Below are 23,928 nucleotides of genomic sequence, written 5' to 3' on the forward strand. Positions count from 1 at the left end.
GGCTTCCAAGCGAGGACGATGCCAACATTGAAAAGCTTCGTAAATACGAAGTTGAGTACCGTGGAATTGCGCGCCCAATCTCTAACGAAGAGGCGACGGCGCTTGTCGGGTTGTTTGGCGACGACGGATGTTTTGGGCTCGCCTCATCATTGATGCACCTGATCGAAACAGCTCCAGGCTGGCCGATACAGAACTGCCTTACCAACACTGACAATCCATGGGTTCTCGAACTTAAGAATCGTGCCATCCGAGGTGGCGTTTTGTCAGATTAAGCGTGAGCTGCACACGGTCACAAGCCGCCACTCGCAAATAAGATAGGCATTAATGGTTCGACTCGATTGTTCTGGCGTTACCTTCGGCTCCCAGCTTGATGAGCGACATTTGTTCGAGTGGGCTATGCAAATTCCGGGCATCCTTCGGTGGGAGCAAGATACACTTGTGGTGAAATCATTGAACCTGAGTCAAGCGTCTATGATCAAACGGGACTCGACATCTAAGAGACTTGGTGGCGTTCTTCTCTTCGATACCAGATACCCATGAATCAGCTTGCCCAATTTCGAAACGCCAGGAACGAAGCATGGTTTGCGTCTCCGCAGACGTACTGGCATACCAGAGTTTTTGGATAGGCTGTAACCGGCCAGAAGCGGCCCCTCGTCGACCACAGCATCAACTTTTCCTACACGCTTGACTAACGTAGCAAGACACGAATTCTTGATGGGAAGGTGCAGATCAATGAGAAGAATAGAGGAAACGAATCTTGAACTCACAAATCGAATTTGCGAACTTCTTCCTGAAATTGACCAAGTCTTAAATTCCATAGGCACAAAATTATCATCTCGTCCAATGGACGCAACAACAACGCTTTTAGATGGTTTTATTACTGTTAAGAACGGTTCAATGGATCAACCATATCTTCAGGATTGGTTCGCGGTGCTTTTTGCGATTGTCAAGGGGTGGTATGAACGGAAATACGGAGCGGCACTGAACGCCAAAAGTGGCGCGCTTAAAGGTTTAGTCGAAATCCACGGACTTCCTTTCGTTTTAAACGTACCAGAGAATTATGGTGTTAAGGATCAGGAAAATGGTTATTTCACATTGTGCTTCGATCCAGCACTTGGTGATAGTGAGGTCCCTCGAAAATGGATTATCGACCCACCTGCGTTAGAAAATCTAACGCAGCGACAATCAAGCCGCCTCGATCGCGATCTGCAGTCAATAACAAAAACGTTGCGCACAATTAACGTGAACCTAATGCTGGGTGATCCCGCGCCGGACAGATACAGGAATTGCTGTGCGATTTCTTTAATTTCAATCTGCAACGCAGCTGAGAAAATATCACCTCGAGATGAGACGCACTGCTCGTCTGCAGTTTGGGAAATCTACTTTGCCGTCGAAAATATGCTGAAGGCGCTAATCGCTCAAAGAGGAGCAGAGCCTGATTTTGAGCATAGTCTGTCATACCTTGTGAAGCAAGCAGAAACGGTTGGCGTCGAAATTAACGAGCCTTTGAACTTTGGATTCCTTCCAGGTCCATTTCGTGCGATTGATTATCGTTATGGCGCTCCGTTCCCTGGCGGTTACAAGAAGGTTCTAGTGATGTACCAGAAGGTTCTACCGCTACTCTTAGATTTGTCGTCGAAAGTGCAGCACACCCTGACGTTTGGGGACGGAGCCGCCATCATTCTTCGACGGCCGCCATGGTTTAAGTTCTTGTATGACTAGGAAATTCTTGGCGTGACGTCGAAAGTCAGCATCGGGGCGGCTTCAGCCTTACGTGAGAATTCATGAGTTTTGCAGATGAGCAAGCTGCTATCCTGAACGCCATCGGCTGCGTTCGGCCAGTAGCAGCCGGTCAAAGATTGAGAACGTGAAAATGATTTTATCAAACACAGTGGTTGTCACTGCCACGAATGATGTGAGCTCTGAAGCTGTCCAAAAAGACAGCCGCCATCATTTGACGTCAGAAGTGGATGTCAAAAACGGTGACATCCATTTAAGATTTTCAAGTCGCCTGGCGATGTATGATTTTGCGAAATCCTTGTTGCAAGAGGCTGTATTCGGTCAAGGTGGGCAGCAAGAGTTTCTGCCTCTGATTTCCGACGGGAATGCTTTGGTCTCAAACGGAGTTAGGATGACCGAGGGTAGTTCCAGAGTTTTCGTCTTCTACCCGGACGAATACTTATTCGAAGGCCGATTACGGCCAACAGCAGACCATTGATATAGGAACCAGATGCTCGTTATTGTTCACGTAAATCGCGATAGTGTTCATGCTGGCGATGACTTAGAGTCTCATGCTGCAAAAGTCGAAGTTGACTCCGAATCCGATATCGGTAGCATGTTGAAGGATTTGAAGTCTCGTTATTTGCCAGGCATTGCTGGCGGTGCCGCCACTTGGATTGTTTCGTGCTCTGGTAACGGTCCTAGCCCAATTGGGGTGCTCGCGCAGCAATGGCAGGAGCCTCGCCTGCGAGTACCATTGGAAACGCCCATAGCTCAGGTGCTTGGGACTGGCCGACTCAGCGTTACGTTTGAATATTGGTGCCAGAAAGACCCAGCGCTCGTTTTCGAGAGAATCGCTGCAGGGAAAGAACCACCATCCAAATGGTAGTCTCTGAACGGCCAGAAGCTGCCGGTCAACTTCGGCGTTTTATATGAATTTATAGGGAAAATATGAAGCAGGTTTTACCCCATATCCAAATCGGACGGCACAACGATGAGCATGTCATCGTCGAGGTGGGCGATTATGAGTTGGCTGACTTCATCGAAGATTACCTCTGCGACGACTGTGACTTACCCTACGATTATCGGACTGCCGTCGAACGGCTTGGCGGCGAAATTATCACCTTACATTTCCCTGCGTCCGCGCTATTGCAGGAAATAGAAGATTGCCTAACCAAGTTGTCCTCGGATGAAGTTGAGGATATCTATCGCCTCAACAACTCGGCGTGAACCTGACGCATTCCGGCCAATAGGCGCCGCTCACGAACACAAATTATGAATTCAAATATTGCCGTAAATTTCTTGGTAGAGCTTTTTCGGTCTCATGGAATTCAATCTTCAATTGATGAAGATTGGGTCTTGCCTGAGTCGTCGCCACACGCGATTCGTGCCCACTGGCATCCCGGAGACACCAGCGGCCGACTAGACGTTCACGTACTTGTCGGAGATGAGCTCGTTATTGAGGAGTGCTTTGCAGGAATTGGTGCGGGCGCACTGGGACTTAATGACGCGCTAGCAAACTTCACAATAAATTCGTTTCACGTACTCCTTGCCGCACTTTGGAACTTAAATGACGCCAGCCAAGTGACTACGGAGTCTTGGTCGATAAGTGGCGTTTCTTACACGGCACATATTGGTAATTGCGGCACGCGCGCCTCAGAAGGTGTGGAGCCATTTATTCCGCAATTGCTCTTCCCGGCAATCGCGCAAGCAATTCAGGCCGAAAATTTGCATGGTGAGTTGCATTGGTTTCGCTTCTTCTTTTGCAACGTGGCTGGCGAATATACGGTTGAATCATTGCGCGATAATGAGGAGTGGAATCGCGGCAAAGAATTGCTTCATGAAATAGCCTGGGAACCTAGTCCTGGATACTACAGTGTTCGATTGTTCCTAGCGCTTCGAAAGGTACAGAGTGCGCCAGCAAAGAGAAAATCACCATTCGATCGCGTTCGGGATTTTATCTTCAAAGGGTGGGGAAATCGACCCATTTCCGCTTCACGCCCTGAGGTACTCCGTCAAGCCGCCGGTGGTCAGGTGCAATCTGCAAGGTCAGGCCTGGGCCACTACAAGTTGCTCAAACCAGACCAAGCACAGCATTAGCCTAAAGTTTCCGTAAAACAACCCGTTACTTAAGGATACAAACCGTTTTCGTGAGCTTTTGAATGGCGCAATCCGTCAGGGCCCTGATCGCACACTGCGTGAATCAGGTCGTCCGCCAGTATTACCCTGAACAATATTGTTCGCTGTGCCATGTGTACGCCATCGTCGGCTCCAACCTGATCAGTATCGTGCTGGGCCGGGTGTACCGGCCGGTGGCGGGCCTGGCCGCCGTCGACTGCGGTGGCGGCCAGCTGATGCGCATGATGGACAACGACGCCTTCGCCAATCCAGCTGGCGGGGCGTATCACTGCTGGATCGAATCTGCCGACGACCTGATTGCCGAGCGCGAGGTGGTCGACCTGACCTTCCGCCACAACCACACTTATGCTGTCAAGAACGGCTACGGCTGGCAGCGCGAGCTGCCGCCCGCTTTCCTGTGGGGATCGCACAGCCGCGTCGCCGTGCAGGCGTCGCCGGACGCGATACCGGACGCCTTCCCGGACGGCACGGTGTGGCTGCATGAAACCGACGAAGGCTGGCAGTGGATGACGCAGCAGTTGCTGGCCCATCAGAACGCCTTTGTGGCGCTGACGGCCGAGGCCCTGAAGCTGTTCCAGGCCAGCCTGCCGCCGGACGCCACGCTGCTGGGCCAGCCGGCGGCGAGCGCCACCGGCGCGGCGACGAATCAGGACAGGTTAGGGGCCAGCCAGCGCTCCATGTCGGCCTTGTCCACCTGACGGCGGGTGACCATGTCGTTCAACTGGTCCTCGCCGATCTTCCCGACCACGAAGTACTTCGATTCCGGGTGCGCGAAGTAGAAGCCCGACACCGCCGCGCCTGGATACATCGCAAACGATTCCGTTAGCACCATGCCGATGTCTTCGGCCTGCATGGTGTTGAACATCTCGCGCTTGACGGTGTGCTCCGGGCAGGCCGGATAGCCCGGCGCCGGACGGATGCCGACATACTTCTCGGCGATCATGTCGTCGTTGCTCAGCGATTCGCCGGTGGCATAACCCCACAGGTCGGTACGCACGCGCTCGTGCAGGTATTCGGCGAAGGCTTCGGCCAAGCGGTCGGCCAGTGACTTCAGCATGATCGACGAATAGTCGTCATGCGCGTCTTCGAAGCGCTGCTCGTACTTCTCGATGCCCAGGCCGGCGGTCACGGCGAACATGCCGATGTAGTCCTTGATGCCCGACGCTTTCGGCGCGATGAAATCGGCCAGGCACTGGTTCGGGCGCTGCACGCCGTCCACCACCGGCTTGACGCCTTGCTGGCGCAGGCCGTAGTAGGTGAAGTCCACGGTGTCGCGGGTGTCGTCGGTGTAGATCTCGATGTCGTCGTCGTTGACCGTGTTGGCCGGCAGCAGGGAGACCACGCCGTTGGCGGTCAGCCAGCGGCCGTCGATCAGCTTTTTCAACAGCGCCTGGCCTTCGGCATACACCTTGGTCGCCGCCTCGCCGACCACTTCATCGGTCAGGATGGCGGGGAAGGGACCGGCCAGGTCCCAGGTCTGGAAGAACGGACCCCAGTCGATGTACTTGGCGATGGTGGCCAGGTCGACATTCTTGAACTCGCGGCGGCCGATGAACTTCGGCTTGACCGGCGCGGCCGCGCCGGTGAACGGCACCACCATCTTGTTGGCGCGCGCGTCCTTCAGCGACAGCATCGGCAGCGCCTTCTTGTTGGCGTGCTGCTCGCGGATGCGCACGTAGTCCTGCTGGATGTCGTCGATGTATTGCTGGCGGCTTTCCGGCGTCAGCAGCGACTGCGCCACCGATACCGAACGCGAAGCATCCGGCACGTACACCACCGGACCCTCGTAGTTGTGGGCGATCTTGACGGCGGTGTGGGCGCGGCTGGTGGTGGCGCCGCCGATCAGCAGCGGGATCTTCAGCATGCGGAAGTGCTCGTCGCGCTGCATTTCCTTGGCCACGTGGGCCATCTCTTCCAGCGACGGCGTGATCAGGCCGGACAGGCCGATGATGTCGGCGTTTTCCAGCTTGGCGCGCGCCAGGATCTCGGAGCAGGGCACCATCACGCCCATGTTCACCACTTCGAAGTTATTACACTGCAGGACCACCGAGACGATGTTCTTGCCGATGTCGTGCACGTCGCCCTTGACGGTGGCGATGACGATCTTGCCCTTCGGCTTGGCGACGATGCCGGTGCGCGCTTCCTCGGCCTTTTTCTCTTCCTCGATGTACGGGATCAGATGGGCCACGGCCTGCTTCATCACGCGCGCCGACTTGACCACCTGCGGCAGGAACATCTTGCCCTGTCCGAACAGGTCGCCGACGATGTTCATGCCGTCCATCAGCGGGCCTTCGATCACGTGGATCGGACGGCCGTTGGCCGCCAGCACCTGCTGGCGCATCTCTTCGGTGTCGTCGGTGATGAACTGGGTGATGCCGTGCACCAGCGCGTGCGCCAGGCGCTTCTCGACCGGGGCGTTGCGCCATTCCAGGTTCTGCGCGTCCTGCTTGCCGGCGCCGGCCTTCAAGGTGCCGGCGATGTCGATCATGCGTTCGGTGGCGTCGTCGCGGCGGTTCAGCACCACGTCCTCGACGCGTTCGCGCAGCTCGGCCGGCAGGTCGTCATACACGCCGACCATGCCGGCGTTGACGATACCCATGGTCATGCCGGCCTTGATGGCGTGGTACAGGAACACGGTGTGGATCGCCTCGCGCGCCGGGTCGTTGCCGCGGAAGGAGAACGACACGTTGGACACGCCGCCCGAGATCTTCGCGTGCGGCAGGTTGTCCTTGATCCAGCGGGTGGCGTTGATGAAGTCCACCGCGTAGTTGTTGTGCTCTTCGATGCCGGTGGCGATGGCGAAGATGTTCGGGTCGAAGATGATGTCTTCCGGCGGGAAGCCGACGGTGTTCACCAGCAGCTTGTAGGCGCGCTCGCAGATTTCGGTCTTGCGCTCGAAGGTGTCGGCTTGGCCTTTTTCGTCGAAGGCCATGACGATGACGGCGGCGCCGTAGCTGCGGCACAGCTTGGCCTGGCGGATGAATTCCTCTTCGCCTTCCTTCATCGAGATCGAGTTGACGATGGACTTGCCCTGCACGCACTTCAGGCCCGCTTCGATCACCGACCATTTCGACGAGTCGATCATGATGGGCACGCGCGAGATGTCCGGCTCGGAGGCGATCAGGTTCAGGAAGCGCGTCATGGCCGCCAGCGAATCGAGCATCGCCTCGTCCATGTTGATGTCGATCACCTGGGCGCCGTTTTCCACCTGCTGGCGGGCCACGCTGAGCGCCTCGTCGTACTGCTCGTTGAGGATCATGCGGGCGAAGGCCTTGGAGCCGGTGACGTTGGTGCGCTCGCCGACGTTGACGAACAGCGAGTCGTCGTCGATGGTGAACGGCTCCAGGCCGGACAGGCGCTGCGCCACCGGCACGTGCGGTACCACACGCGGCTTGACCTTGGCGAGGATCTCGCCGATGGCCTGGATGTGGTCGGGCGTGGTGCCGCAGCAGCCGCCGGCGATGTTGATGAAGCCCGCTTCGGCGAACTCCTTCAGCAGCGCCGAGGTGTCGGCCGGCAGTTCGTCGAAGCCGGTGTCGCTCATCGGGTTGGGCAGGCCGGCGTTGGGGTAGATGCAGACGAAGGTGTCGGCGATCTGCGACAGCTCTTCGGCGTAGGGGCGCATCAGCGCCGCGCCCAGCGCGCAATTGAGGCCGATGGTCAGCGGCCTGGCGTGGCGCACCGAGTTCCAGAAGGCCGGCACGGTCTGGCCGGACAGGATGCGGCCGGAGGCGTCGGTCACGGTGCCGGAGATCATCAGCGGCAGGCGTGGTACGCCGGGGTTCTCTTCGTAGAATTTGTCGATGGCGAACAGCGCGGCCTTGCAGTTCAGCGTGTCGAAGATGGTTTCGACCAGCAGCACGTCGACGCCGCCTTCGATCAGGCCCTTGGTCTGCTGGTGGTAGGCGTCGACCAGCTGGTCGAAGGTGATGTTGCGGGCGGCCGGGTCGTTGACGTCCGGCGAGATCGACGCGGTTTTTGGCGTCGGTCCGAGCGCGCCGGCGACGAAGCGCGGCTTGTCGGCGCTGCTGTACTTGTCGCAGGCGGCGCGCGCCAGCTTGGCCGCTTGCACGTTCATCTCGTAGGCCAGGTGGCCCATGTGATAGTCGTCCTGGGCGATGGTGGTGGCGCCGAAGGTGTTGGTCTCGATCAGGTCGGCGCCGCCGGCCAGGTAGCGCTCGTGGATCTCCTGGATCACGTGCGGCTGGGTCAGCGTCAGCAGCTCGTTGTTACCCTTGACGAACAGTTCGCGCGCGCCGGAATCGACCGGGGCGGCGAAATCGATGAAACGGCCGTTGGGGCCGCCGCGGTATGCGGTTTCATCCAGCTTGTACTGCTGGATGATGGTGCCCATCGCGCCGTCGAGGATCATGATGCGGCGCGCAAGGATCTCGCGCAGTTGGGCATCGGTCTTGGACATGACGGGGCGGGACACGTTGTTATTCATTTGTTACTTTCTGTGGTCGTGGACGAGCGCGCTGGAAGTTGCTGGCGGTCTAAAATTATACGGCATCACGGAACTTGCTTCAGCCGACTGCCGCGGCGCAGCAACAATCTGCCAAATTTGCCTGTTTTTTCGTCACGCAGCTTTACGACACACAGCGATACTCAGGCGCGCGCAGGACGGACGTGATCCCGCGATGCTCGCCCAGCGCAACGCCTTCGGCGGCTCCAACAGCTGCGCCATGCTGCTGCGCGGTCTATACTTGGAAGGTCGTCGCCGTCGGAGGAGAAACGATATGAACGAGGCTATTGATTTCAGCGACATTCCCGAGCTTGATGACGAGTTCTGCAAGGACGCCAAGATGCGGCCGCCACTGACGCAAAAAGACACGGTACTTTTGGACCACGATATCTATGAGTGGTTCAAAAGTAAGGGCCCGGACTATCAGCAGCGGATTAATTTGCTCCTGCGTAGCCACATGAACAAGCCTTAAGCCTGCCTGCAACGCAACTAACTCCCCGTTACCAGCGGCCTAGGCGTCGCGCCGGCGAAGAACATGTCGGTGGCGCGCTTGACCACTTGCCGGATTTCTTGCGGCGACAGCGGTGGCGGGGCGCGCTGGTACAGCCGCACATCCACTTCCGCCGTCAGCAGCGACAGGAACTGCTGCGCAGTGACCTTGGGGTCGGCCTGGCGGATGTCGCCGCGCTCCATGGCGCCCGCCAGCACCGCCGCCAGCGTCTCCACCGAGGTGCGCGGACCGGCGTCATAAAACAGCTGGCCGACATTGGAGCGGCCCGCCTCAGCCACCACCATGCGGTAGACCGCCAGCGCGCTCTTGTCGTTGGCCAGCACGCCCAGCATCCGCTCGCCAAAATGCTCCAGCGCCGATTCCAGCCCGGCGCGACCCATCGGCGCGGTCGACAGTTCCTGCGTTGCATCGGCCAGGTGGCCGGTGGCGCAGGATTGCACCACCGCGACAAACAGCGCTTCCTTGGACGGGAAGTAGCCGTACAGCGTGACTTTCGATCCGCCCCAGCGCTTCGCCACCTCATTCATCGACGCGCCGTCATAGCCGGCTTCCTGAAACAGCGCGTCGGCGGCCTCAATGATGGCCTGGCGGCGCGCCTCGGTACGTACCTTCATTGCTACTCCATATCTGAACGCTACCGTACATTTTATGCGAAAACACGCTTGACAGTGGTGGCTAATCACTCAATACTGTACCAGTGTGTTCAGTTATGGAATTCTCCGACGCTTACTTCTCCCCTCACAAATAAGGCCATGCCATGCACTCCTCACTCAAATCACAGCTTCCCTTTCTGTTAGCCCTGTGCGGCGCAATCGCCGGTTGTGCCAGCACCCAGCCGGTCGCTTATGGCGGCCTTGCTTCGGCAGCCCACCTGCGTCCGAACGTGGATGACAAGTCCGGGCGCGTTCCCTACAGCTATTCGACGGCGGTGACGCTGCGCGACTATTCGAGCATCATCATCGATCCGGTGCTGGTCTATCGCGGCCAGGACAGCCAGTTCGAGGAGGTCAGCGATGACCAGAAGGACATGCTGGCCGCTTACATGCGGGGCGAGTTCGAGTCCAAGCTGCGCAACCGCTTGCGGATCAGCAGGGACGCGGGTTGGAAAACGCTGCGCCTGAAGCTGACGCTGACCGGCGCCAAGTCGAGCACGCGTTTCCTCAGCACGGTGACGCGCTTCGACCTGGTCGGCGGCCCGTACAACATCGTGCAGAGCATACGGGGCAAGGAGGGCACCTTCACCGGATCGGTGAGCTATGCGGTGGAGCTGTACGACGCCAGCACCAACCTGCTGGTGAGCGCTTATGTCGCCAAACAGTATCCCAGCCCGATGAATATCTCGGCCAGCCTGGGGCCGATGGATGCGTCCAAGGCCGGCATACGGAACGGCGCGGACGAGTTGCTGGCCGCGTTCAATTGAAAACATCTATACTTGCTGTTTGAAAAAAACCGAGGATATCCAATGCCTGTTTCCCTACCAATCCGCCTCATCGCCGCCGCCGGCGCGCTGGGCATGGCGCTGCAAGCGAATGCCGATAGTTTCGCCTCGTCGGCGTCGAGTGCCGGTTCCGCCTCCAGCGGCAGCATCTCCGATTCGCTCAACGGTTCGAGCAACAGCTCGAGCGGCGACAAGCGCAAGGTCGCCGACGGCGAGTACCGCATCATCCAGATCGCCGCCACGCCGGAGCACGCCGACCGCACCCGCGTCACGATGCAGGCCAGCGATCCGGCACAGCGCATCGTGCTCGATCTGCCGCAGACCACCTTCGACAAGCAGCAGCTCGCCGTTGGCGATGCGATGTATGCGCAGAACCGCGCGTACGGCATCGAGTTCGGTCGCGGCAATCCGCATCAGCCGTTCTACCTGGTGCTGGCCGACGAGTGGTACGGCGAGCTGGCCTCGCGTCCGGTCAGCCTTTGAAGCCAGGCCGCGCGCTGGCGCTGGTCGCGTTGACCTGCGCGGCGCTCGGTGCGGGCGGGGCGGCGCAGGCCGCCGGCTCGTCCGCATCCTCCGGCTCGTCGCGCTTCTGCGATCGCGGCGAGCCGCTGTCCGCCGCCGAGCAAGACCGCCTGCTGCGCTTTGCCGCCGTGTTGCGCGAGGAACTGGCGGGCGTTGGTGATGGCGTGGCGCTGGTCAGCCGCTCCGGCTTGGACTTGTCGCGCTTCGATATCCGCTATTCGCATGCGGCGCTGGCATGGCGTTCGGAGGCCGGCGTCTGGTCCGCGCGTCAGCTGTACTATGCCTGCGATGAAAGCCGTCCCCGCATTTTCGACCAGGGCCTGGCCGGTTTCGCGCTCGGCACCGACGATCCGGCGCTGGGCTATGTTTCCGTGGTGCGGCTGCCGGCCGAGGCGATCGCCGCGCTGCGTCCGGCGCTGCTCGACGGGCCGCGCGTGCAGCATCTGCTGGCGTCCCAGTACAGCGCCAGCGCCTACGCGTTCAGCGTGCGCTACCAGAATTGCAATCAATGGGTGATGGAGATGTTGGCCGCCGGCTGGGGCGATCTGCCCGACGGCGACGACCTGCGCGTACGCGCGCAAACCTGGCTGCGCGACGCGCGCTACACGCCGCAACCGGTGCAGGTGGGCTCGCGCTTGCTGATGCTGGCTTCGCACTTCGTGCCGCTGCTGCATCTGGACGACCATCCGGATGAGGACCGCTCGGCCATGCAGCTGCGTGTCAGCCTGCCGTCCACGGTGGAGGCGTTCGTGTACCAGCGCTATCCGGCCAGCGAGCGCGTCGAGCTATGCCACGACGATGAGCATATCGTCATCCATCGTGGCTGGACGCCCATCGCCGCAGGCTGCAAGTCGGGCGAGGGCGACCGTGTGGTGTCGCTGCGCGATTAAGCCACTTCGGTGATCAGGTTGGGACGCGAACGGCGCACCTTCTTCAGGTTGACCAGCCAGTCGCCTTCCGGCTGGCGATAGCCGATCGGCAGCAACACCACGCTGCGCAGCTTGCGCTCCTTCAGCGACAGGATTTCGTCGACGGCAGCAGGATCGAAGCCTTCCATCGGCGTGGCGTCGACGCCTTCAAACGCGGCGGCCACCATGGCCACGCCCAGCGCGATGTACGCCTGGCGCGCGGCCGAATCGAAATTGCCCTGCTGGCCGCGGGCGGCGACGATGCCCAGCAGCTGCTTGCGATATGCTTCCCAGCCTTCGTTGATGAAGCCGCGCTGCTCGTTGGTCAGGTCGAACATCATGTTGACGCGATCGGCGGTGATGTCGTCCCACGCCGCGAACACCAGCAGGTGCGAGCTTTCGCTGATCTGCGCCTGGTTCCAGCCCACCGCCTGGATCTTGGCGCGGATGTCCGGGTTGGTGACGACGAAGACTTCAAACGGCTGCAGGCCGCTGGAGGTCGGCGCCAGGCGGATCGCTTCCAGGATGCGTTCCAGTTTTTCGTCGCTTACCTGCTTGGCGGGATCGAACTTCTTGGTGGCGTAGCGCCAGTTCAGTTTGTCAATTACATCGGTCATTTGTGAACTCCAGTGTGAAATCGTGAATGCGCCCCCAGTTAGCAAGCTCTGGAGTACCGTTCTATAATAAGTTTCAAGCTAACTTGAGAGTCAAGGCGCAAATTGACGTCCTCTCCGCGCTAAAGAGCGGAGATTCCTACCGCTAGCGTCGCACGTCCGCGACGGAGAATATTGACCGCAGCATTGAGATCACGATCATGTACAGCACCGCAATCGCTACAGCACCACTCTCTTACTCCAAGGTCTGCGATACCTTTCGGCCTCGTATCGGGCAAAGCACCACAATGCGAGCAGGCCTGGGTGGTGAAACGTTCGTCGACTTCCTCGAACCAGGCGCCATGCTTAACAGCCTTGTACGCCAGTTGTGTACGGAAGGACGACCAGCCGACATCGTAGACCGACTTCGCCATGCTGGTTTGGGCGAGGCCCTGTGCGTTGACGTTGCCGACCACGATATAGTCGAAGGCGGCGATGATCGCGCTGGTATGGGTGTGCAGAAAATTGAGCCTGCGGTTGGCGATCTTGGCGTGGATGGCCTTGGTCCGCCGTTTCTTGCGCGCGCGCTGGGCACACGCCAGCGCCGCCTCGCCTTCCCGCTAAAAGCGAGGCGCTTCGATGGTGCTGCCATCGCTCAAAGTCGCCAGCATCTTCAGGCCAAGATCGATTCCGACCCCGCGCACAGGGGCGCGCACCGCTGCGGGTTCCACCTCGACGACAATATTGAGAAACCAGTTGCCGCGCCGGTCGCGCGAAAAGTTGGTGCCATCGAGGATTTTCCCTTCCGGCAGAGGGCGCGAATAAAACACACGAAACGTACGGCCGGCGAACCGGAAGGCGTTGCCTTCACGCTTGAGTTCACGTCCCTTCAACGGTACCCAGCCCATCGCTTTGCGGCCGCGATAGCGCAGGTAAGGCCGGTGCGAGCTGGCGCGCGAGCTGGCGTAGCGCTGGCAGATGTCGTTGACTGTGCCCGAATGCAGACCAAGCTCTTTGGAGCAACCGGTGGTCAGTTTGATCAGGTCAAATCCCGTATGCCAGCGCCGGCCGAAGCGCAACGCATCCTTTTGCCGGTCGTTGCAGTAATTCCAGACGAAATTGACCGTCCGTGCTTGCTGGTTCAGCAGGCCGGTCAAGGATTTGACGCGATATCGGTAGACCAGTTTCATATTTATTTGACCACTGCCGAACGCATGAGTTCCATGTTCTCTTCCCTCGCATCGACTCCTGCGGAGTCGATTCCTTTCACTCCTCGTCCTGAAGGACGAGATTTCTTGGAACAATTCTGATGAAAATAGGTGAATTGGCCCGTAAAACGGGCTTGACCCCGTCCACCATCCGGTTTTACGAGGAGCAGGGTCTGTTGTCGCCCATTTCGCGCACCGCCGCTGGTTATCGCGAATACTCCAACTATGCAATGGAGCGGCTGCACGTGATCCAGGTGTCGAAGCGTTTGGGATTCTCGCTCGACGTCATCCGGGGCATGTTTGGCGCCAACGGCCAATGTCTGAAAACGGAGATACTGGAGCGTACCGAAACCCGCCTGCGGGAAGTCGAGGAGCAGCAGCTGGCGCTGGCGAGCCAGCAACGGGAGCTGCTGGCACTGCGCGCCATACTGCTCGATGAGAGTATCAGCCGGCCGTTTTGCGCGGACCTTGCGGTGAACTGAGCGCCATCGCCAGCGCGTCGTCCAGCCGGTCGTTCCCCCAGAACATGGCGTCGCCGACCATGAAGGTGGGCGCGCCGAAGAGGTGGCGGGCCTTGGCCTGTTCGGTGCGTTCGCGCAGCCTGGCCTTGTTTTGGTCCGCTTGCGCGGCGTGCAGGATGGCCGCCGCGTCCTGGCCCAGCGCGGACAATATCTCCGTCATGCATAGGTCGCTGGCGATGTCGCGGTCCTCGGCGAAATTGGCCAGCATGGTGAGTTCGCAGAAGTCGGTCATCCAAGGCTGCTCTTCGCACAGGATGCCGATGCGCGCCGCCAGCAGCGAGTTGCGCGGGAAGGTGGACGGCTGCCGCCACGGCAGGCCGTACTTGGCGCACTGGCGCGGCATGTCCTGCCATACGTAGGCGCCTTTGTCCTTTTGCAGCACGAAGGGCGAGTTGTTCCAGCCGGCGTCCTTGAAGATGGGGCCGAGCAGGAAGGGCCGCCACACTACACCGTCCGGCGCCAGCTGACGGATGCGCATCACGCTCAGGTAGCTGTAGTTGCTGGCGAAGTCGAACCAGAATTCCATATTCATTTTCAATTCCCCTTGTAGATCAGCAGGCAGCGGATTTCTATGCTTTCCCGTAGCGGTGCGTCGGGTGGCGCGTCGGCGTGTTCGAAGGCTGCGTGCGGCGTGTACCTGGCCACCGGCCCGGGCGCCGAATCGAACTGCTTGAACACCAGTACCTCGTCGCGCGACATCGCCGGGAAGTACGACCATGCATGATCCGTATTGTGCACTGCCTGGTAGATTTCGCCGTTCCGCTCCGGATAAAAAATATCGCTGGCGACCAGGTCGGCGGGTGTGGCGCTGCGGGCGTCGCACACGGCCAGCGGGGCGTCGAGCACCGGGTGGCGGATCGAGCGCCACAGGTTGATGATGCTGTAGCGCTGCACGGAGGCGGTGTCGCCTTGCAGTTCCAGCTCCAGCCTGCGCCGCGCCGATGTTGGCGTGAAGTCGCAATGCACGCGGCCCGCCGCGCCGGGGCGCTGGCCTTCGATGCGGCCGAAGGCTTGTGGCGAGCCGGGCGTGCGCTTGCGCACCAGGTGGTCGAACACGAAGGCTTCGCTGGCGCCTGTCAGCGCCAGGGCCAGCTCGGCGACTTCGGGGTAGTAGAGTCGCACGACCTCTTCCTTGTCGGTGAAGTCGTGCACGGCGCTGGGGGCGTGGTGCAGCAGATAGCCTTCGCGGTCCAGCGACAAGTGAGTGTCGTCGCGGGCGTCGCGTATCGTCACCGGCACACGCTGGTAGCTGGCGTTCTGCCACGGCTGGCCGTCCGGCGGCGGGTACATATAGGTGTACGGACGGTCCGATGTCGGCCGCAGGTACTCCAGCGCGGCGGTGGTTGTGTGTGTCATGGCGTTCTCCCTGAAAGCTCCATTGAATCCGATCGCCATGCCGCGCTCAAACGATATTCTCGGCGCTTTCGCATTCCTATTTCGCATGCGTGATACATTCATGGCATGGCTAATCGACTTCTGGATCTTCCTCCTTTGGACTTGCTGCGCAGCCTGGTCGCAGTCGGCCGGCGCATGAGTATCACGCTCGCTGCGCAGGATATGTGCGTGACGCAATCGGCGCTCAGCCGGCAGATACAGGCGCTGGAGGCCACGCTGGGCTATCGCGTGCTGGTGCGCGGCCACCGCTCCATCGAGTTCACGGCCGAGGGGCGGCGGCTGTTTCGGCATGCCGATGCGATGCTGGAGCAGTTGGGTGAAGTGGTCGCCAGCTTGCGGCCCGGCGATGCGCGCCAGGCGGTGACCATCAGCGCCAGTATCGGTGTGACCGCCTTGTGGATACTGCCTCGCTTGAATGCCTTCCAGCAGGCCGCGCCGCAGATCGATGTGCGTGTGGCGGCCAGCAATCGCTTTGTCGACCTGGAGCGGGAGCTGGTGGATTTGTCGCTGCGCTATTGCCGGCCGCAGGATGCGCCCGAAGGCGCGCTGCGTCTGTTCGACGAGGCGCTGGTGCCGGTGGCGCATCCTGCGCTGGCGGTGGCGGCGATTGAGGATGCGGCGCAGCTGCGGCGACAGGTGCTGCTGGAGTTTGACGACGTGTCGCGTCCGTGGCTGCAATGGCCTGCGTGGTTGCGCGACGCAGGTGCGGGGCGCGTGAAGCCGAAGGGCGTGCTGCGTTTCAATCAGTACGATCAGGTGGTGCAGGCGGCGTTGGCGGGGCAGGGCGTGGCGCTGGGCCGCTTGGAATTGGTGCGGCCCTTGCTGGAGCAGGGCAAGCTGGCGCTGGCCAGCGCGCTACAGGCAACGGCCAGCGATTACGCGTACTGGCTGATCGCCCGCAGCGCGCTCAGCGCGGATGCGGTCGTGGTGCGGGATTGGATACGGGAAGAGGCGGCGCGCAGCAAGGCCAAGGCCAGGCCACGCGTCCGCTAAGCCATCAGGCGAAGCTCAAACCTTCGAGCGGGAAGCCTTTGATGAACTCCGCCGCCGGCAAGCGCTTGCCGCCCGGCTTTTGCAGTTCCGTCAGACGCAGCGAGCCGCTGCCGCAGGACACCACGATGCCATGTTGCGCATCGGCCGCCAGCACCTGGCCGGCCGGCGCCTTGCTGTCGGCTTCCAGCACTTCGGCGCCCCACAGCTTGACGTTGACGCCGTTGACCGCGCCATGCGCGCCGGGGAAGGGATTGAAGGCGCGGATCTTGCGGCTGATCTCCAGCGCCGATTGCGTAAAGTCCAGCACCGCTTCTTCCTTGCTGATCTTGGCGGCGTAGTTGACGCCCGCTTCCGGCTGCGGCACGGCTTCCAGCTGGCCGTGCTGCATCTTGCGCAGCGCTTCGACGATCATCCTGCCGCCCATTGCGGCCAGCTTGTCGTGCACCATGCCGGTGGTGTCCTGCTCGCCGATGGCGATGCGCTCGATCAGCAGCATCGGACCGGTGTCCAGGCCTTCTTCCATTTCCATGATGGTGATGCCGGTCTCGCTGTCGCCAGCCTCGATGGCGCGGTGGATCGGTGCGGCGCCGCGCCAGCGCGGCAGCAGCGAACCGTGGATGTTCAGGCAGGGCTTGATGTCCAGCGTGGCGCGCGGCAGGATCAGGCCATAGGCCGCCACCACCATCACGTCATACGGCGTGGACAGCAAACGCGCATGCGCTTCCTTCGCCTGCTCGGCGCGCACCGGATCCTTGCTGTCGGTGCGCAGCGACAGCGGCTGCAGCACCTCGATGCCTTGCGCCAGCGCGTACTGCTTGACGGCCGACGGTTGCAGATGCATGCCGCGACCGGCCGGGCGGTCCGGCTGGGTCAGCACCAGCGGAATCTCGAAGCCCGCCTCGTGCAAGGCTTGCAGCGCTACCGCGGCGAATTCCGGCGTGCCGGCGAAGATGACTTTCATGCGTTGTCCTTGTGCTGCTTAGAAACGGCGGCCGGCGGCGCGCAGCTGGGCTTCGCGCGCCATGCCGCGCTCTTCCTTGACGAGCTTGGCCTTGATGCGGTTGCGCTTCAGCGGCGACAGGTATTCGACGAAGACCTTGCCCAGCAGGTGATCCATTTCGTGCTGGATGCAGACCGCCAGCAGGCCATCGGCTTCCACTTCGAAAGGCTGGCCCTTGACGTCCAGCGCGCGCACCTTGATCTGGGAGTGGCGCTCGACGCCGTCGTAAATGCCCGGCACCGACAGGCAACCTTCGTCGTAGACCTGCTTCTCTTCGCTGGCCCAGACGATTTCCGGATTGATGTAGGCGACCAGCGCATCCTTGGTTTCGGAGATGTCGATCACGACCAGTTGTTCGTGCACGTCGACCTGCGACGCGGCCAGGCCGATGCCCGGCGCTTCGTACATGGTCTCGGCCATGTCGGCGACCAGTTGTTCCAGTTTGGCGTCGAAGACGGTGACTGGGGTGGCGACTTTATGCAGACGCGGATCGGGGTAACGCAAAATATTTAAGATGGCCATATGCAGTAACTGTGTTGATAACTATGTGAAAACTAAGTGAGTGCCTTGATAACGCGCGCCGCGTCGAGGGCGTCGCCGCCGTCATTTTCCCGATCAAAAATGCAACAACCGCGCGGGCTGTCATTGCGCGGTTTCTCTTGCTAGTTCAGGGTTTTATGGGCAGAATTTGATTCAATTTAGCAAGCCTTTTCCGTTGATTGGGCGCTTCTTGCTATCGTGTGCCTGCGCAATTTATGGCGCATTTACTGGATCTACTAATGAAAAATTTTAGCACAGTCGGCACCCGCTTAGTATTGGCAGCTCTTTTTTCGGGCTTGACGGCGGCTTCCGCCGAACCACTGAAATGCGAGTTTCGCGCCGATGCGCCGGATCAGCACCTGGTGGTCAGGGGCGATACGCTGTGGGATATTTCCGGTAAATTCCTTGAGCGCCCCTGGTGCTGGCCCACCGTCTGGGGCATGAATCGCGACGAAATCGCCAATCCGCACTGGATCTATCCGGGCCAGATCATCTGGTTCGATCGCAGCGCCGGGCGCCTGCGCCTGGGCAACAAGATCGACGCCAGCAACGACGCCAGCAACAGCGCCTCCAATCTGCGGCTGAAGCCGCAATTGCGGACCGAGGGCCTGGGCAAGGATGCCGTGACGTCGATCCCGGCCGGCGTGATCGAACCCTTCCTGACCCAGCCGTTGATCATCGAAAACGACGAACTGGCCGGCGCGCCGCGCGTGGTGGCCACGCAGGACGGCCACGTGTTCCTGGGCAAGGACGACAAGGCCTATGTACGCGGCGATCTGAAGGGCGGCACCTCGTTCCAGGTGTTCCGTCCCGGCAACCCGCTGAAAGACCCGATCACCAAGGCCGTCATCGGCTACGAGGCGTTTTACCTCGGCACGCTGAAATTACAGGCCGAAGCCCGGCCCGGCGCCGCCAGCGACGTCCACACCTTCGTGGTCGCCAGCGCCAAGGAGGAGATGGGCAAGGGCGACCAGTTGCGCGCGATACCGCCGATGCCGATGCAAAACTACGTGCCGCATCCGCCCGAGCAGAAGGTGGGCGCGCGGGTGGTGGCGATTTACGGCGGCGTCACGCACGCCGGCCAGAACCAGGTAGTCAGCATTAATCGCGGAAAGCTTGATGGACTCGACATCGGCTCCGTGCTGCAGCTGTACCATGCGGGGAAGACTGTCAGCGATACCACGGCCTCCAAAAGCTGGTTGGGCATGCGCGAACAGCAGGTCAAGCTGCCGGACGAGGAAGTGGGCAGCTTGTTTATCTTCCGCGTGTTTAAGCATATTTCCTACGGCTTGATCATGCAGGTGTCGGCGCCGGTGGAAGTGGGCGACGTCGCCAAGTCGCCGGAGTGACCCGCGCCGTGCAAGCCACGGATACCCCTGCCGCCACGTTCCAGCCCGTCAGCGCCGCCGCGCTGGCGGGCTGGCTGCGTCTGGAGATGACGGACGGCGTCGGCCTGGGCACGGCGCACCGGCTGCTGGAGCGCTTCGTCACGCCGGAGGCGATCTTCAGCGCCGGCCGCGGCGCGCTGCTGGAAGAGGTCAAGCCCGAACAGGCCGATGCGCTGCTGCAAGCGCCGCCGGACCGGCTGGCGGCCCTGGTCGACGCCACGCTGGCCTGGCAGCAACAACCGGGCAACCGGCTGCTGAGCTACGACCATCCCGACTATCCCGAGGCGCTGCGCCATATCGCCGCCGCGCCGCTGCTGCTGTACCTGAAGGGACGGGCTGAGCTGTTGGGGCGCCCGTCGCTGGCCGTGGTGGGCGCGCGCAACGCCAGCGCCCAGGGCATGCTGAACGCCGACCGCATGGCGCAGGCCTTGTCCGAGGCCGGGTTGACCATCGTTTCCGGGCTGGCGCTGGGGATCGACGCGGCGGCGCACGCCGGCGGCCTGAACGGGCCAGGCAGCACGATCGCCGTGATCGGCACCGGTCCCGACCGGATCTATCCGGCCCGCAACAAGGAGTTGGCGCGCCGCATCGCCGAGGAGGGCTGCATCGTCAGCGAATACGCGCTGGGCACGCCGCCGCTGCGCGACAACTTCCCGCGCCGCAACCGCGTCATCAGCGGCCTGGCGCGCGGCGTGCTGGTGGTGGAGGCGGCTGCCAAGTCCGGTTCCTTGATCACGGCGCAGTTGGCGATAGACCAGGGCAAGGAGCTGTATGCTATCCCCGGTTCGATCCACGCCACGCTGGCCAAGGGCTGCCATGCGCTGATACGCGAGAGCGGCGCCAAGCTGGTCGAGACGGCGGCCGACATCCTGACCGACCTCAAACTGCTCAAGCCCGGCGCGCACGGTACGCGGCCGTCGCTGGACGATACCTTTGTCGACCGGGTGCTGACGGCGCTGGGCGAGCATCCGGCCGGCGCCGACCTGCTGGCGCTGCGGCTGAACCAGTCCGCCGCCGACTTGCAGGGGCAGTTGCTGGCGCTGGAGCTGGCAGGCCTGGTCGAGCGATTGCCTGGTGGCATGTTTCAGCGTTTGCGCGCATGATGGTGGGAAGAAAAGGCGAACCGTCCGGCACTTGTGTCCGATCTGTTTTAACTGATAGAGTAGAGCCATGTTCGACATCCTTGTTTATCTCTACGAGACTTATTATCGTCCCGATGCCTGCCCGGAACCGGCCGCATTGGCCAAGAAACTGTCGGCTGTCGGTTTTGACGATGTCGAGATTTCCGAGGCGCTGGTCTGGCTGACCGACCTGAACGCCATGGCCGGGGTGGAACACACGCTGACCGCATCCTCCACCGGCACCCGTTTCTACGTGGAAGAAGAGCAAGATGTGCTGGGCTCGGCCGCGATCGGCTTCATCCAGTTCCTCGAGTCGGCCAAGGTGCTGTCGCCGCTGCAGCGCGAAATCGTCATCGAGCGCGCGCTGGCGCTGGAAGAGGCGCCGGTCTCGCTGGGCAAGCTCAAGGTCATCGTGCTGATGTTGCTCTGGAGCCAAGGAAAAGAGCCGGACGCGCTGATGTTCGACGACCTGTTCGGTTCCGACGAGGACCAGGCGCCCCGCCTGCTGCACTAATATAAGCCGCCGCAGCGGCCGGTGCTTCCTTTTGAGTAACGAATTAAGCAACATTCTGCTGCGCGATACGCTGTATTGCCGCTGTCCTGCGCGGTTTGCTTGCAGTCTTGCCGGCAACGCGCTTATCATTGGCGCTTTGACAAGACTGTGACGCCTCGGCCTTGCCATCCGCATCGCAAAAGTGCAGACTGCGACACGATCCATGTATGATGCGCATGCTGCACCCATCCCAAGTGTTAAAAAACGAGATACAAAATATGACCAAAACCCTCATCATCGCCGAGAAGCCTTCTGTCGCGAACGACATCGCGAAGACGCTTGGCGGCTTTACCAAGCACGATGAGTACTTTGAATCCGACGAGTACGTGCTGTCCTCCGCCGTCGGTCACCTGCTGGAAATCGCCGTACCGGAAGAACACGACGTCAAGCGCGGCAAATGGAGCTTCGCCCACCTGCCGATGATTCCGCCGTACTTCGCGCTGAACCCGATCGCCAAGACCGAGGCGCGCCTCAAGGTGCTCAACAAGCTGATCAAGCGCAAAGATGTCACCACCCTGATCAACGCATGTGACGCGGGCCGCGAAGGCGAGTTGATTTTCCGTTTGATCGCGCAGAACGCCAAGGCCAAGCAACCGGTCAAGCGCCTGTGGCTGCAATCGATGACGCCCGGCGCGATCCGCGAAGGCTTCACCAAGTTGCGGACCGACGAAGACATGATGCCGCTGGCCGACGCCGCCCGTTGCCGCTCGGAGGCGGACTGGTTGATCGGCATCAACGGCACCCGTGCGATGACCGCGTTCAACTCGAAAGAGGGCGGTTTCTACCTGACCACCGTGGGCCGCGTGCAGACGCCGACCCTGTCGATCGTGGTCGAGCGCGAAGAGAAGATCAAGAAATTCGTCTCGCGCGACTTCTGGGAAGTGCGCGCCGAGTTCGTCTGCGCGGCCGGCATCTACGAAGGCCGCTGGCTGGACACCAAGTTCAAGAAGGACGAGACCGACCCGGAAAAACGCGCCGAGCGCCTGTGGAGCAAGGCCGCGGCCGACTCCATCGCGCTGGCCGTGCGCGGCAAGCAGGGCGCCGTCACCGAAGAATCCAAGCCGACCACGTCGATGGCGCCCGCGCTGTTCGATCTGACCAGCTTGCAGCGCGAAGCCAACTCGCGCTTCGGTTTCTCGGCCAAGAACACGCTGGGCCTGGCGCAGGCGCTGTATGAAAAGCACAAGGCGCTGACCTACCCGCGTACCGATTCGCGTCATCTGCCGGAAGATTACATTCCGACCGTGATGCAGGCGCTGGAAGTGGTCAAGGAAAACCCGAACTACCACCAGTTCGCCAAGCAGATCCTGGACAAGAAGTGGGTCAAGCCGAACAAGCGCATCTTCGACAACACCAAGATCTCGGATCACTTCGCGATCATTCCGACCACCATCGCGCCGAAGAACCTGTCCGAGCCGGAACAGAAGCTGTACGACCTGGTCACGCGCCGCTTCATGGCCGTGTTCTTCCCGCCTGCCGAGTTCCAGGTCACCACCCGCTACACCGAAGTGTCCGGCCATCAGTTCAAGACTGAGGGCAAGGTCATGACTAATCCGGGCTGGCTGGCGATCTACGGCAAGGAAGCCTCGACCGACGACGACAAGGACGGCAACGCCAACGGCAACCTGGTGCCGGTCGCCAAGGGCGAGAAGGTGCTGACCGACACGGTCAACGCCAACGGCCTGGTCACCAAGCCGCCCGCCCGCTACACGGAAGCGACGCTGCTGTCGGCGATGGAAGGCGCGGGCAAGCTGGTCGAGGACGACGAACTGCGCGATGCGATGGCCGGCAAGGGCCTGGGCACGCCAGCGACGCGCGCCGCCACCATCGAGGGCCTGCTGACCGAGCGCTACCTGCTGCGCGAAGGCCGCGAGCTGATGCCGACCGCGAAAGCGTTCCAGCTGATGACGCTGCTGCGCGGCCTGGGCGTCAACGAACTGACCGCGCCGGAACTGACCGGCGAGTGGGAATACAAGCTGTCGCAGATGGAGAAGGGCAAGATCTCGCGTGACGAGTTCATGCGTGAAATCGCGCAGATGACGCAGATCATCGTCAAGCGCGCCAAGGAATACGACAACGATACGATCCCGGGTGACTACCACACCCTGCACACGCCGTGCCCGAACTGCGGCAGCGTGGTCAAGGAAAACTATCGCCGCTTCGCCTGCACCAAGTGCGAATTCTCGATGAGCAAAACGCCGGGCAGCCGCCAGTTTGAAATCGAGGAAGTGGAGCAGTTGCTGAAGGACCGCACCATCGGCCCGCTGCAAGGTTTCCGCTCGAAGATGGGACGTCCGTTCGCGGCCATCCTGCGCATCGTGCGCGACGAAGAGATCAAGAACTTCAAGCTGGAGTTCGACTTCGGCCAGAACGACGATTCGGAAGATGCCGAGCCGGTCGACTTCACCGGCCAGACCGCCTTGGGCCCGTGCCCGAAGTGCGCCGGCGGCGTGTACGAGATGGGCCTGGCGTATGTTTGCGAAAACAGCGTCGCCAAGCCGAAGACTTGCGATTTCCGCAGCGGCCGCATCATCCTGCAACAGGAGATTTTGCCGGAGCAGATGGTCAAGCTGCTGAACGATGGCAAGACCGACTTGCTGCCGGGCTTTGTCTCGCAGCGCACGCGTCGTCCGTTCAAGGCCTTCCTGACCAAGGGCAAGGATGGCAAGATCAGCTTCGAGTTCGAAGAGCGCAAGGCCAAGGCTCCGGCCAAAGGCAAGGCGGCCAAGGTAGCGGACGAGGGCGCGGACGGTGCAGCGGAAGACGCGGCGCCGGCGAAGAAAGCTCCGGCCAAGAAGGCGGCGGCAGCCAAGGCTCCGGCCAAGGCGGCAGCGGCCAAAAAGCCGGCGGCCAAGAAAGCGCCAGCCAAGAAAGCGGCGCCTAAAAAAGCTGCCGCCACCGCTGAGTAATTTTC

22 protein-coding genes and 1 pseudogene are annotated in these 23,928 nt (G+C 61.1%); 15 read left to right on the top strand and 8 right to left on the bottom strand.

The genetic code is table 11. The features are described 5' to 3' along the window. Nucleotides 1–732: 732 nt before the first annotated feature. From AC1RMD_RS10680 to AC1RMD_RS10700, 5 genes are all read left to right on the top strand, one after another. Entirely contained in the window at nt 733–1,722 is a 990-nt protein-coding gene (locus AC1RMD_RS10680) for a HEPN domain-containing protein (RefSeq protein ID WP_492926410.1), read from the top strand. 145 nt (nt 1,723–1,867) lie between these two features. Then, nucleotides 1,868–2,218, top strand: coding sequence for a hypothetical protein (locus tag AC1RMD_RS10685; protein ID WP_492926412.1), 351 nt, complete (start codon nt 1,868–1,870; stop codon nt 2,216–2,218). A gap of 452 nt (nt 2,219–2,670) precedes the next feature. Further along, entirely contained in the window at nt 2,671–2,949 is a 279-nt protein-coding gene (locus AC1RMD_RS10690) for a hypothetical protein (RefSeq protein WP_492926414.1), read from the top strand. 45 nt (nt 2,950–2,994) lie between these two features. Then, nucleotides 2,995–3,819 (top strand): DUF6348 family protein, encoded by an 825-nt coding sequence (locus tag AC1RMD_RS10695; RefSeq protein WP_492926416.1) that lies wholly within the window; start codon nt 2,995–2,997, stop codon nt 3,817–3,819. Between the two features lie 98 nt (nt 3,820–3,917). Continuing rightward, nucleotides 3,918–4,556: a hypothetical protein gene (locus AC1RMD_RS10700; RefSeq protein WP_492926418.1), complete on the top strand. Its 639-nt coding sequence runs from the start codon at nt 3,918–3,920 to the stop codon at nt 4,554–4,556. On the opposite strand, the gene metH is transcribed toward AC1RMD_RS10700, so the two are convergent. Beyond that, nucleotides 4,505–8,278 (bottom strand): methionine synthase, encoded by a 3,774-nt coding sequence (gene metH, locus AC1RMD_RS10705; protein ID WP_492926958.1) that lies wholly within the window; start codon nt 8,276–8,278, stop codon nt 4,505–4,507. The two genes, AC1RMD_RS10700 and metH, sit on opposite strands and share 52 nt — an antisense overlap. On the opposite strand from metH, the gene AC1RMD_RS10710 reads away from it, so the two are divergent. Then, complete coding sequence (locus AC1RMD_RS10710) at nt 8,277–8,795, top strand: BrnA antitoxin family protein (RefSeq protein WP_492926420.1); 519 nt, start codon at nt 8,277–8,279, stop codon at nt 8,793–8,795. The genes metH and AC1RMD_RS10710 overlap by 2 nt on opposite strands. A gap of 17 nt (nt 8,796–8,812) precedes the next feature. Here the strand turns inward: AC1RMD_RS10710 and AC1RMD_RS10715 are convergent, their stop codons facing one another. Continuing rightward, nucleotides 8,813–9,448 carry a TetR/AcrR family transcriptional regulator C-terminal domain-containing protein gene (locus AC1RMD_RS10715; RefSeq protein WP_492926422.1) on the bottom strand — a complete coding sequence of 212 codons (636 nt, stop codon included), beginning with the start codon at nt 9,446–9,448 and terminating at the stop codon, nt 8,813–8,815. Nucleotides 9,449–9,591: 143 nt separating this feature from the next. Between AC1RMD_RS10715 and AC1RMD_RS10720 the strand changes: the two genes are divergently transcribed. Genes AC1RMD_RS10720 through AC1RMD_RS10730 form a run of 3 tightly spaced genes read left to right on the top strand, consistent with a single transcriptional unit; the run spans nt 9,592 to nt 11,684 of the window. Next, entirely contained in the window at nt 9,592–10,254 is a 663-nt protein-coding gene (locus AC1RMD_RS10720; RefSeq protein WP_492926424.1) for a DUF3313 domain-containing protein, read from the top strand. Between the two features lie 42 nt (nt 10,255–10,296). Then, a complete protein-coding gene (locus AC1RMD_RS10725) occupies nt 10,297–10,755 on the top strand; it encodes a hypothetical protein (RefSeq protein ID WP_492926426.1) in 459 nt (152 codons plus the stop codon). Further along, the gene (locus AC1RMD_RS10730; protein ID WP_492926428.1) at nt 10,752–11,684 is read left to right on the top strand and encodes a DUF2145 domain-containing protein; all 933 of its coding nucleotides are present in this window, start codon (nt 10,752–10,754) and stop codon (nt 11,682–11,684) included. Before AC1RMD_RS10725 ends, AC1RMD_RS10730 begins: the two co-directional genes overlap by 4 nt. Here AC1RMD_RS10730 and AC1RMD_RS10735 read toward each other — a convergent pair. After that, entirely contained in the window at nt 11,681–12,319 is a 639-nt protein-coding gene (locus AC1RMD_RS10735; RefSeq protein ID WP_492926430.1) for an NAD(P)H-dependent oxidoreductase, read from the bottom strand. The two genes, AC1RMD_RS10730 and AC1RMD_RS10735, sit on opposite strands and share 4 nt — an antisense overlap. Before the next feature lie 119 nt (nt 12,320–12,438). Next, nucleotides 12,439–13,485 (bottom strand): annotated as a pseudogene (locus AC1RMD_RS10740) (RNA-guided endonuclease InsQ/TnpB family protein). A gap of 119 nt (nt 13,486–13,604) precedes the next feature. On the opposite strand from AC1RMD_RS10740, the gene AC1RMD_RS10745 reads away from it, so the two are divergent. Beyond that, nucleotides 13,605–13,985: a MerR family transcriptional regulator gene (locus AC1RMD_RS10745; protein ID WP_492926432.1), complete on the top strand. Its 381-nt coding sequence runs from the start codon at nt 13,605–13,607 to the stop codon at nt 13,983–13,985. Here the strand turns inward: AC1RMD_RS10745 and AC1RMD_RS10750 are convergent. Further along, nucleotides 13,948–14,556: a 2-hydroxychromene-2-carboxylate isomerase gene (locus AC1RMD_RS10750; RefSeq protein ID WP_492926434.1), complete on the bottom strand. Its 609-nt coding sequence runs from the start codon at nt 14,554–14,556 to the stop codon at nt 13,948–13,950. The two genes, AC1RMD_RS10745 and AC1RMD_RS10750, sit on opposite strands and share 38 nt — an antisense overlap. A 2-nt stretch (nt 14,557–14,558) precedes the next feature. Continuing rightward, a complete protein-coding gene (locus tag AC1RMD_RS10755) occupies nt 14,559–15,380 on the bottom strand; it encodes a CmcJ/NvfI family oxidoreductase (RefSeq protein WP_492926436.1) in 822 nt (273 codons plus the stop codon). A 105-nt stretch (nt 15,381–15,485) separates the two neighbouring features. Here AC1RMD_RS10755 and AC1RMD_RS10760 point away from each other — a divergent pair, with 105 nt between their 5' ends. Then, complete coding sequence (locus AC1RMD_RS10760; RefSeq protein ID WP_492926438.1) at nt 15,486–16,412, top strand: LysR substrate-binding domain-containing protein; 927 nt, start codon at nt 15,486–15,488, stop codon at nt 16,410–16,412. A gap of 4 nt (nt 16,413–16,416) precedes the next feature. Here the strand turns inward: AC1RMD_RS10760 and fmt are convergent, their stop codons facing one another. Continuing rightward, nucleotides 16,417–17,373, bottom strand: coding sequence for a methionyl-tRNA formyltransferase (gene fmt, locus AC1RMD_RS10765; RefSeq protein ID WP_492926440.1), 957 nt, complete (start codon nt 17,371–17,373; stop codon nt 16,417–16,419). An 18-nt stretch (nt 17,374–17,391) separates the two neighbouring features. Next, on the bottom strand, nt 17,392–17,934 hold the full coding sequence (gene def, locus AC1RMD_RS10770) for a peptide deformylase (RefSeq protein WP_492926442.1): 543 nt from the start codon (nt 17,932–17,934) through the stop codon (nt 17,392–17,394). Nucleotides 17,935–18,191: 257 nt separating this feature from the next. On the opposite strand from def, the gene AC1RMD_RS10775 reads away from it, so the two are divergent. The 4 genes from AC1RMD_RS10775 (at nt 18,192) to AC1RMD_RS10790 (ending at nt 23,923) form a co-directional block, all read left to right on the top strand. Continuing rightward, complete coding sequence (locus tag AC1RMD_RS10775; RefSeq protein WP_492926444.1) at nt 18,192–19,301, top strand: LysM peptidoglycan-binding domain-containing protein; 1,110 nt, start codon at nt 18,192–18,194, stop codon at nt 19,299–19,301. 8 nt (nt 19,302–19,309) lie between these two features. Further along, complete coding sequence (gene dprA / locus AC1RMD_RS10780; protein ID WP_492926446.1) at nt 19,310–20,443, top strand: DNA-processing protein DprA; 1,134 nt, start codon at nt 19,310–19,312, stop codon at nt 20,441–20,443. A 67-nt stretch (nt 20,444–20,510) separates the two neighbouring features. Continuing rightward, entirely contained in the window at nt 20,511–20,975 is a 465-nt protein-coding gene (locus AC1RMD_RS10785) for a Smg family protein (protein WP_026334984.1), read from the top strand. A gap of 257 nt (nt 20,976–21,232) precedes the next feature. Further along, nucleotides 21,233–23,923, top strand: a complete 2,691-nt coding sequence (locus tag AC1RMD_RS10790; RefSeq protein ID WP_492926448.1) for a DNA topoisomerase III — start codon at nt 21,233–21,235, stop codon at nt 23,921–23,923. Nucleotides 23,924–23,928 lie beyond the last annotated feature (5 nt).

Source organism: Duganella sp. GW822-FHT06D06 (genome assembly GCF_058799615.1).

Excerpts from the sequence above, each read along its gene's own strand:
- AC1RMD_RS10775 (WP_492926444.1), top strand. The coding sequence starts at position 18,192 with ATGAAAAATTTTAGCACAGTCGGCACCCGCTTAGTATTGGCAGCTCTT.
- def (WP_492926442.1), bottom strand. The coding sequence starts at position 17,934 with ATGGCCATCTTAAATATTTTGCGTTACCCCGATCCGCGTCTGCATAAA.
- AC1RMD_RS10720 (WP_492926424.1), top strand. The coding sequence starts at position 9,592 with ATGCACTCCTCACTCAAATCACAGCTTCCCTTTCTGTTAGCCCTGTGC.
- metH (WP_492926958.1), bottom strand. The coding sequence starts at position 8,278 with ATGTCCAAGACCGATGCCCAACTGCGCGAGATCCTTGCGCGCCGCATC.
- AC1RMD_RS10710 (WP_492926420.1), top strand. The coding sequence starts at position 8,277 with ATGACGGGGCGGGACACGTTGTTATTCATTTGTTACTTTCTGTGGTCG.
- fmt (WP_492926440.1), bottom strand. The coding sequence starts at position 17,373 with ATGAAAGTCATCTTCGCCGGCACGCCGGAATTCGCCGCGGTAGCGCTG.
- AC1RMD_RS10755 (WP_492926436.1), bottom strand. The coding sequence starts at position 15,380 with ATGACACACACAACCACCGCCGCGCTGGAGTACCTGCGGCCGACATCG.
- AC1RMD_RS10790 (WP_492926448.1), top strand. The coding sequence starts at position 21,233 with ATGACCAAAACCCTCATCATCGCCGAGAAGCCTTCTGTCGCGAACGAC.
- AC1RMD_RS10715 (WP_492926422.1), bottom strand. The coding sequence starts at position 9,448 with ATGAAGGTACGTACCGAGGCGCGCCGCCAGGCCATCATTGAGGCCGCC.
- AC1RMD_RS10785 (WP_026334984.1), top strand. The coding sequence starts at position 20,511 with ATGTTCGACATCCTTGTTTATCTCTACGAGACTTATTATCGTCCCGAT.
- AC1RMD_RS10750 (WP_492926434.1), bottom strand. The coding sequence starts at position 14,556 with ATGAATATGGAATTCTGGTTCGACTTCGCCAGCAACTACAGCTACCTG.
- AC1RMD_RS10725 (WP_492926426.1), top strand. The coding sequence starts at position 10,297 with ATGCCTGTTTCCCTACCAATCCGCCTCATCGCCGCCGCCGGCGCGCTG.
- AC1RMD_RS10690 (WP_492926414.1), top strand. The coding sequence starts at position 2,671 with ATGAAGCAGGTTTTACCCCATATCCAAATCGGACGGCACAACGATGAG.
- AC1RMD_RS10760 (WP_492926438.1), top strand. The coding sequence starts at position 15,486 with ATGGCTAATCGACTTCTGGATCTTCCTCCTTTGGACTTGCTGCGCAGC.
- AC1RMD_RS10745 (WP_492926432.1), top strand. The coding sequence starts at position 13,605 with ATGAAAATAGGTGAATTGGCCCGTAAAACGGGCTTGACCCCGTCCACC.
- AC1RMD_RS10680 (WP_492926410.1), top strand. The coding sequence starts at position 733 with ATGAGAAGAATAGAGGAAACGAATCTTGAACTCACAAATCGAATTTGC.
- AC1RMD_RS10695 (WP_492926416.1), top strand. The coding sequence starts at position 2,995 with ATGAATTCAAATATTGCCGTAAATTTCTTGGTAGAGCTTTTTCGGTCT.
- AC1RMD_RS10735 (WP_492926430.1), bottom strand. The coding sequence starts at position 12,319 with ATGACCGATGTAATTGACAAACTGAACTGGCGCTACGCCACCAAGAAG.